The following is an 11,308-nucleotide window of genomic DNA, read 5'->3' as shown; positions in this document are numbered from 1 at the left end:
ATGGTTATTTGTTGGCTACCAGCGAGCGGATACTTTCCATATCGATATTATCGCCTATGAAACAGCTTACCGAAATATGGCCTTTGTTGAGGGTAATATAATCAAGCTCAGTAATTTTTTTATCGCCTTTGGTATAAATCACAGATGAAACCACATCATTTGTTTCCCAACGGAAATATTCTTTATAAATATTGCCTTTATTTACCGCCGTACTTACCTGCGCAATTATTTTTTGGAGATTTTCGGACGAACTGTTAAAATTGAGGTATTTATAGGTTTTAACCTGCTTCATAATCCGGGCAATGCTTGGGTGTGTCCACATGCCCATTTCATTTGTTCGCTTAACCATGGCTTCGCCCATGGTATTGATCTGATATTTAGATTCGCCCGAATAAGATTTAAAATAAAGATCTATCATGGTTTCAGCATTACCAGCTGATTTCTGCTGACCATAAGAAAAGCTTACCATAGTGAGCAGCAAACTAAAATATACAACGATGGTTTTCATGCTTAATCGTTTTGGGTTTTAAGATCACTTTTAGGTTTGATGATTTCGTTTAATCCGGTATTGGCCTGGTTTAAAGTTTTGGATATCGAAAACAGATCGGCCTCTACTTTTTTCTGCAAAGCTAAATCCCGTTCTACCTGAGCTGAACGATAGCTGATTACCCAGAAAGATACAGCAATAACGAGCAATATACTGGCTGCTATTTTTAAAATGTTAGCCAGTAATCTTCTTCTTACTAATGGTTGATCTGTAATTACGCCAAAATCAACGGCTTTCACTTCAATTGATTTAAAATCGCTTAGCGCTTCAAACCATTCTTTTTCCGGCATTAATCTTTTTTCAGGATCGTTGCTTTCGAGGTATTGTTTAACCATGCGTTCTTCTTCCAAAGTAGTTTCGGCATTCCAGTACTTTTCAAGCAGGACTTCTATTTTATCTTTTTCCATGTACTTTACTTTTTAAATATTGACGCGCCCTAAAAAGGTACATTTTAACCTGTGCATCAGTCAAATCCAGTATTTCGGCTATTTCTTTGTATTCCAGTTCTTCAATTTCCCTTAAAAACAGGATATTTTTTTGTATTTCGGGCAATTTGCGGGTAAGCAGCTTAAATTTGTATCGTAAATCGTCGGTTATTATCCCCTGCTCTACCTCATTTGGTTCCGGCACTTCTACAACATCTTCTAAACCAACATACAACTTACTTTTTTTTCTCTTTTCAAAATTCAGGAAGTTGTTCCTGATCATCCGCATGGTGTAGGCTTCAAAATTTGTCCACTTATCCCATTCCTCTTTTAGTTCCCATATTTTAACCAGCGTATCCTGAAAAATATCTTCAGCATCGCCAACATGCTTTACGAGCGAATAGGCAAACCGGTAAAGTTTCGGCTGACATTGTAAAAACTGCTCGTATTGCTTTGGTTTCATATAATGTAAGGAAGACAAAAATCCTGTTCCAAAAGTTACATTTATTTTAAAATAATGGGGTCTCTATTGAAAAACATTAACTATATCTATTTTCAGCCTATGTCATGATGCTGTATTTTCTCATTTTGGCTACAAAAGCCCTCAATTAGGCTACAAATTACAGACCGGCCTTAGCCACCTTTGATCCATCATTTATTCAGATAATATTATGGAACATCAACAAGAAAATCAGGGCAAAAATATTCCAACAGCAAATAAGGTTTGGTTTATTACAGGTGCGTCCCGCGGATTTGGGCGTGTATGGGCAACAGCAGCTTTAGAGCGGGGCGATAAGGTGGCGGCAACGGCAAGGAGCCTATCGGGCATTGCCGATCTTCAGGAAAAGTACAAAGAAAATGTACTGACTCTGGAACTCGACGTAACCAATTACGACCAGGTAGCAAAAACCGTTCAGCAGGCGTACGAACATTTCGGGCGATTGGATGTTGTTTTAAATAATGCAGGTTATTCGCTTGTCGGTACTATTGAAGAAGCTACCATTGACCAGGTTAAGGCCATGTATAACACCAACATTTTTGGAGCAGTGGCTGTTATACAAGCTGCGCTGCCTATATTACGAAAGCAGGGTTATGGCCATATTTTAGGTACATCCAGTAACCTTGGCCACGTAGTTTTACCCGTTATCGGATATTACAGTTCATCTAAATGGGCATTTGAAGCCATTCACGAAAGTTTGGCAGCAGAGGTAAAATCCTTTGGGATCAAAGTTACCATTATCGAACCGGGCGCCTATGCCACCGAATTCGGAAGTCAGGCTTCTTTAAAGTTTGCAGATGGATTGGATGTATACACCGATTTTAAAGCAAAGTTTTTTGAAGGTTTGCAACACATGGAAAGAGGTAATCCAGAGGCAACACCCGAGGCCATTTTTAAAGTGGTGGATACAGAAAACCCACCTCTACGTTTATCACTCGGCAGCCATAACCTGGCCTGGGTACGTACAGCTTATGCTGAGCGTATAGCCAGCTGGGAAGAATGGGAAGCGGTATCGAATGCAGCGCAGGGTTAATTAATCAGAAATCAACCATATAACCGATAAACACAAGCTTATCGGTTATATTTGTATATATCAATATGAAAAAGGTAGACACTAGCCCTTATAAATTCAGTTCGTTAACAGAAGCACACCGGATGTTAGGCCTGCCCCAGCCTAAGCACCCCTTAATCAGCCTGATCAACAATGAAGAGCATCCGGTTGAAATGAGCGGACAGCCAAATTCGCATATCCTGAATTTTTATAAGATTTCGTATAAACCAAAATTAAGCGGCAGGCTAAAGTATGGCCAGAGTTATTATGATTTTGATGAAGGCGGTTTATTATTTGCTGCTCCCAACCAGGTTATTGGTCACGATGAAGATTTAAGCTCAAGCGTTTGCTCCTTATTTACTTTATTGATCCATCCCGATTTTTTAATGTCTTATCCAATAGCAAAAAAAATCAAAAGTTATGGTTTCTTTTCCTACTCAGCCAATGAGGCATTGCACCTCTCAGAAAAAGAAAAAACCACTGTTATTGCTATTTTTAAGAGCATTGAGGAGGAACTGAACAGCAGGATCGACGATTTTAGCCAGGATGTGATCATTGCACAAATAGAACTGTTGTTAAATTACAGCAACCGCTTTTACAAACGGCAGTTTATTACGCGCAAAGTATTAAATAACGACCTTTTGCAAAAACTCGAAGAATTGTTAGAAGAATATTTTAACGATAAAGTAAGCATGCTTAAAGGCTTACCTACGGTGCAATACCTTTCCGGCCATTTAAATGTTTCTCCAAGTTACTTAAGCGATCTGTTCCGTTCGCTAACCGGACAGAATGCACAACAGCATATCCACCAGAAACTGATCGAAAAAGCAAAGGAAAAATTATCGGGCACCAGTTTATCGGTGAGCGAAGTAGCATACGAACTGGGCTTTGAACACCCGCAATCCTTTAATAAATTATTCAAAGCAAAAACGAAGGTATCGCCATTGGCATTTAGAAAAATGTTTAATTAAAAGACAATTCCAATGTAGCGTTTGGGTTCTCTGCACCGTATAAGCTGTAAATTAAAGCTTTATGAAAAAGATAGTATTACTCATCCTGGCTACAGCAGGTCTTTTGTATATATCATGTAAGAAAACCGATAAAGGTATTGATGGACCGGGCGAAGTTTACGGTAAATGGAAACTGACTGAAACAAGGTTCGATATTGGAAGCGGAAACACCCCTTACCAAAAAGTAACCGGCGAGGCCAAATACCTTGTTTTAAGCAAATCAGCAGATAACGCCGGTAAATTTGAAGGTGATGCCATCCCGGATTTGTTTTCTTTCAGAATTCTGGACAGTGTAAAAATGGAAGTTTCCAGTAATACCTATAAAACGCCATTGATTTATTATTACAAAGTTTCGGCAAAATCGCTGCAGCTTAACCCGCCCTGTTTCGAAGGTTGCGGGTACAGGTTTGTAAGAGAATAAGAACCTGGTGATCAAGCAGTAAAAAATAATTTATTAGGAGCAACAGTTAATAAAACCCTTCTTTAATTGTGATCACCATTTGATTAAGTTAAGTATACCCGCTGTCAGTCTGAGCCTGTCGAAAACCTTTACTAGTCGAAAACAAAAAATATTTGTCTTTCGATATGTCATCAATTACAGATTCTAAAATCAGCGTCATCTCGACCGAAGCAACGCGTAGTGGAGAGATCTTTGGACCAGGTTAAAAGATTTAGCTTCGCTGAGCAATCGTGGTTCTCGACTGCGGTCGAAATGACGTCCATTATATACCTGTCATCAAAACTTCCAATGTATTAAAAATCTTAACCTTGCAATCGACAGACCTAAGAAATATCGTCATTTTTAAACAGTCAAACTATCCCAAATCACCTGATAAACATCCGGTGCATACAAGGTTTTACCAACTGCTTTGGAAGTGACCAAAACCGGTTTAAATTGATCGGCTACATGAATGCGACCATGCGACCCTTTAATTAGTGTTGCATCAAGCGGAATTACATCCATTACATAACGGAAACCGGCTTTTTTCCTTAAGAGTTTATATCCTGCCCTTAATTTAGAGGTCATAAACATTTCTACAGGATCATACCCGGGTTTTTTATGGATATCAACCACCCTTGCATAATCAGGTGCTTTGGCATCATCAAGCCAGAAATAATAGGTAAACCAGCTGTTTTCTTTGGCCATCAGCACCAGATCGCCTGAACGTTCGTGGTTGATGTGGTATTTTTTTTGTTCTTCCTTATCTAAAATCAGCTCAACACCGGCTACATTGTTCAATAAAGCCTTTACTTGTTCCGTTACACTTTTATCGTTAATGTATACATGTGCAATCTGGTGATCGGCCACTACAAAAGCTTTTGACGCACCAGCATCCAGCAGTTCCAACCCTCTTTCTTCGCGGATCTGGATCAATCCGTTTTCCCTGAACAGGCGGTTTAAATGGACAGGATGATTTACCGGGGCTATGCCATATTCGGAAAGTAATATGATACGGGCACCTTTTTCTTCATAAAAACGTACCAGATCAGAAACCACCGCATCAATTTCCTGCAATTCGGGCTTGATTTGCGCTAAGTCAGGTCCGAATTTTTGTAAACAGTAGTCAAGATGTGGCAAATAAATCAATGTAAGCGTGGGATTATGAAGTTTTTCGGTTTCCATCGCCGCATCGGCAATCCACCTGGTCGATTTAATATTGGCTCCCGGTCCCCAGAACTGGAACAATGGAAATTGACCTAACTTATCCTGCAGGTAATCGCGCAGTTCGGCAGGTTGCGAATAACAATCGGGCAGCTTACGGCCATCGGCCAGATAATTGGGCCGTGGTGTAACCGAATAATCAACCGTAGAGTACATGTTGTACCACCAGAACATATTGGCACAGGTAAAGTTTGGATCTTCTTTTTTGGCCTGGTCCCATATTTTTTCGGCATTTACCAGTTTGTTCGACTGTTTCCAGAATTTAATTTCAGCATCAGCATGATCGTACCAACCGTTACCTACAATTCCGGTTTCGGAAGGGAATTTCCCGGTAAGGTAACTCGATTGCACCGAGGTGGTAACTGCCGGCAACAAGGGTTCGATGGTACTGAAGTGGTTTTCAGAAATATATTTCTGGATAAAAGGCGTATGTGCTCCTATTACGGATGAAGATAGGCCTACGATGTCGATAACAACGGTTTTATGCATAATCTACTGTTCTAATAATGTTTTTACCCAGGCCAGTTCCCTGATGATGGAATCGTTTAAAGGTGCTTTTAAAGTTGTTGGCAAAACCTCCCAGGTATAGGTTTCTACTTCCAGATGGGCCGTAAAAGGGCTTTCTTTCTGCAGGTTCAGTACTTCAATAATATCGCTTTGGGTAGATTGGATCAGGCCCATATCTTCTATAAAGATCGGCACATGGAAATGTGCACGCCACTCCTCTACCGATAAATCTCCAGCATCTGTCAAAGCCTGGGCAAGATCAGGATACCGCAATAAAGTGCCATTGTTTTTACGCGCAATTACCTGGTGCAGATAAGTAGGTTCATCAAAACGGCTCAACTGCTCCAATACTGCTGTCCGTTCTGGCATTGAAACCGGTAATTTTGCTTTCAATGCAGCGCTGATCTGGATTTTCCCTATTTTGATGCCTTTGCCCTTTAATTCATTGATAATAGCAGTATGTGGTTCGTACCCGATGGCAAAATGGCAAACATCATAACACAAATAAATGTGGTTTTTAATCAGCTTTTCGTTATTTCCGGCGGGTAAAAGCACATTTTCGTACCAATGGATAAATTCAGGTCCCGATTCAAGGAAACCATCTGGTTCAGGTTCAATATCCAGGTGGATGAGCTTGCCGGTTTGCTCCTGTATGGCATGCAGGCCCTCGGCAACTTTTACAATATTGGCAGTTGCCTCATTTGTAGCATTTTCTCTTGCCCCTGCATCGGTAAACCAGGGTTTATAACTCAAGGGAGAGGTTGAAATGCCACCGTCCATATCATCAGGGAGCAACTGAGAAAGGATGTTAGCCAAACGCAGGGTATACGCTACCCTGTCTTCGGTGGTCCAATCGGGTGCATGTACCTGGTCTTTAACCCTTGTATTATGGAAACCACCATAGGGAAAACCATTCATTGTAAAAACATAACCTCCCTCATCCTGAAGCCATTGTTTAAAAATGGCCAAATGGTTTTGCTCCAAAAGTTCAATACTGGCGAGGTTAGAAAGGCGTAAACCGATTCCCAGTGGCGAACCGGGCGACAATTGAGCTTTTAGCTTCGGAAAACTATCTTTCAACACGGCAAAATGTGTTTCCCAGTTCTCTCCTGCATAAATATTGGTACAGAAGGTTAAATGTCCCGAATTTAATCTCATAATTTAACGTTAAATAATGGCGGTTTGACTATTTAAAGCTTCAGCAGCCTGTTTTAAAATCCGGGTATCTATTTCGTGTACCTCTTCTCCACTTCCAATGCCGGTAAGCAGGGTAATGGTTAATTCGCCCCCAAGGTGTTCACGGAATTCTTCCAGTCCCTGTAAAATCGGGCTATTACCTTCTTTAACCTGTAGTAAAGGATGCGTTAGCTCAAAACCAAGTGCCTGGATCAGGTTGATTACCCTTTGCGCTTCTTCGGCTGTAATTCTTCCTGATAAATTTGAATATACGCTATCCAAAGCGATACCCATTGCCACGGCCTCTCCGTGCCTTACTTCAAAATTGGTAAGATATTCGAGTTTGTGGGCACTCCAATGGCCGAAATCCAGCGGCCTGGCCGAGCCATTTTCAAAAGGATCGGCACTACGGATGTGTTCCAGGTGTAATTTGGCACACTTCCAGATCTGGTCATTCATGGCTGCAGTATCCCGTGCGGCAAGTGCTGCTGCATTGGCTTCGAGCCACTCAAAAAATTCGGCATCTTTAATCAAAGCCACCTTAATGGCCTCGGCAATACCCGAACGCCAGTCACGGTCAGATAAGGTACTTAAAAAAAGTTCGTCGTTAAAAACAGCAACAGGTGGTGAAAAAGTACCCAAAAAATTCTTTTTATTAAAATAGTTGATTCCGTTTTTTACGCCAACACCCGAATCGTTCTGTGAAAGTACCGTACTGGGAATCCTGATGTGTTTAATGCCCCTGTGGGCCACTGTAGCGGCGTAACCCACCATATCGAGTACGGCCCCGCCACCAATTGCGGCCACAAAAGAATGCCTGTCTATACCATACGCATTAATGGCTTCCAATACCTGATCGAAATATCGGGTATCATTCTTTACCTGTTCCCCTCCCGGGATGATCAGGATATCCTGTACCAGTTGTGTTTCATCGTATTTGGAGAAATAGGTTTTAATTTCAGTAACAAGCCCGCTGTGTGCATTGGCTACCCCTTCGTCAATTACAAATAAAATTTTCTTTACGGTAACTGCAGGGTTTAAGTTGATCAAAAAGTTATTCAGCAAATCGTTCTGAGGCGAAAACAGTGCCGATGTAAAGAAAATATTGTAGTTATATTGTACAGTGAAAGATTGATGTAAATGTTCCATATAATTGGATAGTGTGTATGGTTTAGGTAACAGCAAATAATTTAGAGAGCCATAACGATACAGGCAATAAAGCGGCAATCGCAAAAGCCACAATCAGCGCATCGAAAGTTACCGCCCAGGCTGCATCCATCAAAATTAGAGATATTACGCCAGCTTTAACAGCCGCACCGATATTTTTGCCTATGGGCTGATGAATTGCCTTTAAAAGCGGTCTGAAAATCATAAAGGTAAAAGGTACCAGGAACAGCAGCGACCATAATAAACGCCCGTTTACATAAGCAAAATAAGCAATGGCACAAATTACCAGAGCATACAAAAAAGCTGCGACATACAGGTTTTTGGCTTGCCCGCCATGCACCTCGCCACGGCTGGTCATGGTGATGGAGAAAATATAGATTACCGGAATAACGGCCAAATAATAATGGCTGTAAAGCATTTCAGGAACAATACTTAAACCCAGCAAGAGGTTAAATCCCCGGCATAAACCCATGTTAAACGGGCCCAAAAAAGAATGGTGTTTGCTCAATTTATTATACAGCAAAGCGAAAACGGCTACTAAAAACGCAAGTATACCTGAAGTAAGGCTATTTAAGGCTGCGAATACAATTCCGCCAAAAAGCAAAAAGGTGCCAAAAATGGTTGCTTGTTGCAAACTGATCAGGCCACTGGGAATGGCCCTTTCCGGCCGTTCAATCTTATCGAGTTCGGCATCAAATACATCGTTAAAAACAATGCCTCCACCGTATAAACAAGCTGTTGATGCGGCCAAAAGCAAAATGGAAAGCCATGGAACGGAAAATCCGCTGTTTAAAATACCAGAAATGGCAATTCCTGCTAAAATATCGGCTACAGAAGTAACAATATTGGCAGGGCGCATCATGCGCAGGTAAACAATTATTTTTTTCAATGCCATTTAGCTGATAATGATCGAAGATTTATCGGGTTTTGGCTGCTGTCCGCCACGCAAAATGGTATTGCCTTCAAATTTCTCGGTAAGGTCTACAGGCGCATTAAAATCAGCCTCATCCAGCTGTCCGCTTTGAGCAAAAGCAGTAATTGCATTGCGGTAGGTAACCAATTCAATTTCCTCATCGCTTAAACCACGCAATTTCATCAAAGCCGCGGTTTTAGGTACGGCCAACGGATCGCTGATACCCCAATCGGCAGCCGAATTTACCATAATGCGTTCCGCGCCGTATTGTTTTACAATCTCTACCATACGTTCGTTACCCATTTTGGTAAAAGGATAAATGGTAAAGGCAGCCCAGAAACCACGGTCTAACACCTCTTTTACTGTTTCTTCGTTGTTGTGATCGATAATTATGCTATAAGGATCAAGGCCATGTTCGAGGGCGATATCCATACTACGCTGCGTACCTTTTTTCTTATCGCGGTGTGGCGTATGTACCTGTACGGGCAAACCGGCTTCTTTGGCAAGTTCGAGCTGTAACCTGTAGTATTTCTCTTCAGCAGCGGTCTGGTCGTCAAAACCGATTTCGCCTATACCTACCACACCTTCTTTATAAATAAACAGGGGCAGGATCTCCATTACCTGCTCGGCAAGGCTTTCGTTATTGGCCTCTCTTGAATTAAGCCCAATGGTACAATAATGTTTAATACCGAACTGCGAGGAACGGAAACGCTCCCAACCAACCAAACTGCTGTAATAATCTCTGAAACTGTCCAAACCGGTACGTGGCTGCCCCAGCCAGAATGCAGGTTCTATTAACCCAACAACGCCGGCATCGGCCATGGCCTGATAATCGTCCGTAGTTCTGGAGGTCATGTGCACATGCGGATCAAAAAATTTCAGCCCTTTTACAGCGCTGATATCGAAAGCCTCTGGCTCCCCCATTGTTACTTTGTCTCTTGCTATTGAGCTACTACAACACATATCTTTATCTTAAATTTTATAGGTTAAATTGAATTCCAGTTTAAGCTTCCATCAGCCAGGGCCAATTTCAGTTCAGGAAAAGTATTGATAAAATCCTTTGCCTCTGGGTAATCTGATCCGGAAACGGCTAATGCAATGGCACGCTGTTCAGTCTGATCATAATGTTGCAGACCGGTCTTGAGGTCTTCAAAAATTTCGGCGTTGATAAATTTAGTCACCAGGCGCCACAACTGTGGATTTACCTCCCTGCCTGCAGCCCAGCGCTCTTTGGCATAATCTACCAGTGTTAAAGCCAGTTGAAGATTGGCACGCTCATCCAGGCCCACAATAAGTTCAATATTTTTTTCGGTGAAGAATGCCTTTAAAACAAGCTGGTTCCAGGCCGCCTCATCGAGGTTTGCCGCAGCGTATGGATTATTTTCCATAATGGCTTCGAGTACAGAACCAATATTGCTCCTGATCCCTTCAGCACAGCGCTTTACCCAAATTTCGGGATGAGCTAAAAATGGCAGTGCCGAATATAACGCTACAGCCTCGTTCACCTCAGCCGACAGAAATAAACGCTCAATGTTTGAAAATAACAGTTCTTTATCGCCCGGATTTAAATTAGACAGCAACCACACACGGCTAAACCTGTCTGTGGTCCAGTTACTGATGTAACCAAAGCCTGCTGTATCCAGCGCTTTTTGCTGATCTTCGGTAATTGCAACCGGCAATTTGCCTGTTTTACGGGGCAACATCACAAATACTTTGCCCAACTGTACCCATTGATCATGAGATTGTATAAAATCTTCCAGCCACTTATCTGCATCTGGGCTTATATTGTTTTTAACTACAGACCCCATTATTTCTTTTACCGCCTTCATATTACTACCGCTCATAGATAAAATTGCCTAAATGCACTTACGCGGTAATACCCGCAGAAACAAAATAATTGATCAGGAGCGCACCTGCAATAATCAACAGGCCAAAGAATTCGCGTGTTTGCTCAATGTAGGGCTTAGTTGCCTGCATGCTCTGCACCAGGCTTTCGCGCCTGTACTTGGTAATCCAATCGCGCACACCATCTTTTGCAAAGAAAAGGATAACCGCATAGATCAAGTAGAAAGCAGTTAAAAACAGGTAAGCAAAGGGATAAAATTTACCTGCTGCCGCTAATCCGCAGCATATTGCAGCACTTAAATAGATAGATACCCATAAAAAAGCATCATTATCGTTAAGGTTCACATAAGCAAAACCCAAAAATGAGATACAGAAAATAATGTTAAGAATAATTAAAAGCATTTTGAGTTATTTGATTTAAAATAAGCAAATCGATTACCCGATTTTTTCATCGAAAAACAAAGTTATTTAAACTGAATGCTTTTTTTGCTTAAAATATGTAAAT

At 41.5% G+C, this 11,308-nt stretch carries 13 protein-coding genes; 3 read left to right on the top strand and 10 right to left on the bottom strand.

Features of this window, described 5'->3' with window-relative positions:
* Positions 1-4: 4 nt before the first annotated feature.
* Genes ACFSR6_RS02635 through ACFSR6_RS02625 form a run of 3 tightly spaced genes read right to left on the bottom strand, consistent with a single transcriptional unit; the run spans position 5 to position 1,435 of the window.
* Positions 5-508 (bottom strand): hypothetical protein, encoded by a 504-nt coding sequence (locus tag ACFSR6_RS02635; protein WP_379074547.1) that lies wholly within the window; start codon positions 506-508, stop codon positions 5-7.
* Positions 509-510: 2 nt separating this feature from the next.
* Positions 511-954: a hypothetical protein gene (locus ACFSR6_RS02630; protein WP_379074545.1), complete on the bottom strand. Its 444-nt coding sequence runs from the start codon at positions 952-954 to the stop codon at positions 511-513.
* On the bottom strand, positions 941-1,435 hold the full coding sequence (locus ACFSR6_RS02625) for an RNA polymerase sigma factor (protein ID WP_379074542.1): 495 nt from the start codon (positions 1,433-1,435) through the stop codon (positions 941-943). The genes ACFSR6_RS02630 and ACFSR6_RS02625 overlap by 14 nt, the downstream gene beginning before the upstream one ends.
* A gap of 208 nt (positions 1,436-1,643) precedes the next feature.
* Here ACFSR6_RS02625 and ACFSR6_RS02620 point away from each other — a divergent pair, with 208 nt between their 5' ends.
* The 3 genes from ACFSR6_RS02620 to ACFSR6_RS02610 all read left to right on the top strand — a co-directional run bounded on the left by ACFSR6_RS02620 (position 1,644) and on the right by ACFSR6_RS02610 (position 3,953).
* A complete protein-coding gene (locus tag ACFSR6_RS02620; RefSeq protein WP_379074540.1) occupies positions 1,644-2,504 on the top strand; it encodes an SDR family NAD(P)-dependent oxidoreductase in 861 nt (286 codons plus the stop codon).
* Between the two features lie 65 nt (positions 2,505-2,569).
* The gene (locus tag ACFSR6_RS02615; protein WP_379074538.1) at positions 2,570-3,493 is read left to right on the top strand and encodes a helix-turn-helix domain-containing protein; all 924 of its coding nucleotides are present in this window, start codon (positions 2,570-2,572) and stop codon (positions 3,491-3,493) included.
* A 61-nt stretch (positions 3,494-3,554) separates the two neighbouring features.
* Positions 3,555-3,953 (top strand): hypothetical protein, encoded by a 399-nt coding sequence (locus ACFSR6_RS02610; protein ID WP_379074535.1) that lies wholly within the window; start codon positions 3,555-3,557, stop codon positions 3,951-3,953.
* Positions 3,954-4,334: 381 nt separating this feature from the next.
* On the opposite strand, the gene ACFSR6_RS02605 is transcribed toward ACFSR6_RS02610, so the two are convergent.
* The 7 genes from ACFSR6_RS02605 to ACFSR6_RS02575 all read right to left on the bottom strand — a co-directional run bounded on the left by ACFSR6_RS02605 (position 4,335) and on the right by ACFSR6_RS02575 (position 11,205).
* Positions 4,335-5,684 carry an alkaline phosphatase family protein gene (locus ACFSR6_RS02605; protein WP_379074533.1) on the bottom strand — a complete coding sequence of 450 codons (1,350 nt, stop codon included), beginning with the start codon at positions 5,682-5,684 and terminating at the stop codon, positions 4,335-4,337.
* A 3-nt stretch (positions 5,685-5,687) separates the two neighbouring features.
* Positions 5,688-6,860, bottom strand: a complete 1,173-nt coding sequence (gene eboE, locus ACFSR6_RS02600) for a metabolite traffic protein EboE (RefSeq protein ID WP_379074530.1) — start codon at positions 6,858-6,860, stop codon at positions 5,688-5,690.
* Positions 6,861-6,869: 9 nt separating this feature from the next.
* Entirely contained in the window at positions 6,870-8,027 is a 1,158-nt protein-coding gene (locus ACFSR6_RS02595; protein ID WP_379074528.1) for a 3-dehydroquinate synthase, read from the bottom strand.
* 22 nt (positions 8,028-8,049) lie between these two features.
* A complete protein-coding gene (gene eboC / locus ACFSR6_RS02590) occupies positions 8,050-8,940 on the bottom strand; it encodes a UbiA-like protein EboC (RefSeq protein ID WP_379074525.1) in 891 nt (296 codons plus the stop codon).
* Positions 8,941-9,882 carry a TatD family hydrolase gene (locus ACFSR6_RS02585; RefSeq protein ID WP_379074522.1) on the bottom strand — a complete coding sequence of 314 codons (942 nt, stop codon included), beginning with the start codon at positions 9,880-9,882 and terminating at the stop codon, positions 8,941-8,943. It lies immediately after the preceding gene.
* Positions 9,883-9,944: 62 nt separating this feature from the next.
* Entirely contained in the window at positions 9,945-10,802 is an 858-nt protein-coding gene (locus ACFSR6_RS02580; RefSeq protein ID WP_379074519.1) for an EboA domain-containing protein, read from the bottom strand.
* A 22-nt stretch (positions 10,803-10,824) separates the two neighbouring features.
* Positions 10,825-11,205 carry a transmembrane 220 family protein gene (locus ACFSR6_RS02575; RefSeq protein ID WP_167293666.1) on the bottom strand — a complete coding sequence of 127 codons (381 nt, stop codon included), beginning with the start codon at positions 11,203-11,205 and terminating at the stop codon, positions 10,825-10,827.
* Positions 11,206-11,308: the final 103 nt, after the last annotated feature.

Origin of the sequence: Pedobacter vanadiisoli, assembly GCF_042684385.1 — a bacterium.
Lineage (GTDB): Bacteria > Bacteroidota > Bacteroidia > Sphingobacteriales > Sphingobacteriaceae > Pedobacter > Pedobacter vanadiisoli.
The sequence above is the reverse complement of the archived record's forward strand: the minus strand, read 5'-3'. Positions and strand labels throughout refer to the sequence as shown.

Excerpts from the sequence above, each read along its gene's own strand:
- ACFSR6_RS02635 (WP_379074547.1), bottom strand. The coding sequence starts at position 508 with ATGAAAACCATCGTTGTATATTTTAGTTTGCTGCTCACTATGGTAAGC.
- ACFSR6_RS02630 (WP_379074545.1), bottom strand. The coding sequence starts at position 954 with ATGGAAAAAGATAAAATAGAAGTCCTGCTTGAAAAGTACTGGAATGCC.
- ACFSR6_RS02625 (WP_379074542.1), bottom strand. The coding sequence starts at position 1,435 with ATGAAACCAAAGCAATACGAGCAGTTTTTACAATGTCAGCCGAAACTT.
- ACFSR6_RS02620 (WP_379074540.1), top strand. The coding sequence starts at position 1,644 with ATGGAACATCAACAAGAAAATCAGGGCAAAAATATTCCAACAGCAAAT.
- ACFSR6_RS02615 (WP_379074538.1), top strand. The coding sequence starts at position 2,570 with ATGAAAAAGGTAGACACTAGCCCTTATAAATTCAGTTCGTTAACAGAA.
- ACFSR6_RS02610 (WP_379074535.1), top strand. The coding sequence starts at position 3,555 with ATGAAAAAGATAGTATTACTCATCCTGGCTACAGCAGGTCTTTTGTAT.
- ACFSR6_RS02605 (WP_379074533.1), bottom strand. The coding sequence starts at position 5,684 with ATGCATAAAACCGTTGTTATCGACATCGTAGGCCTATCTTCATCCGTA.
- eboE (WP_379074530.1), bottom strand. The coding sequence starts at position 6,860 with ATGAGATTAAATTCGGGACATTTAACCTTCTGTACCAATATTTATGCA.
- ACFSR6_RS02595 (WP_379074528.1), bottom strand. The coding sequence starts at position 8,027 with ATGGAACATTTACATCAATCTTTCACTGTACAATATAACTACAATATT.
- eboC (WP_379074525.1), bottom strand. The coding sequence starts at position 8,940 with ATGGCATTGAAAAAAATAATTGTTTACCTGCGCATGATGCGCCCTGCC.
- ACFSR6_RS02585 (WP_379074522.1), bottom strand. The coding sequence starts at position 9,882 with ATGGGGGAGCCAGAGGCTTTCGATATCAGCGCTGTAAAAGGGCTGAAA.
- ACFSR6_RS02580 (WP_379074519.1), bottom strand. The coding sequence starts at position 10,802 with ATGAGCGGTAGTAATATGAAGGCGGTAAAAGAAATAATGGGGTCTGTA.
- ACFSR6_RS02575 (WP_167293666.1), bottom strand. The coding sequence starts at position 11,205 with ATGCTTTTAATTATTCTTAACATTATTTTCTGTATCTCATTTTTGGGT.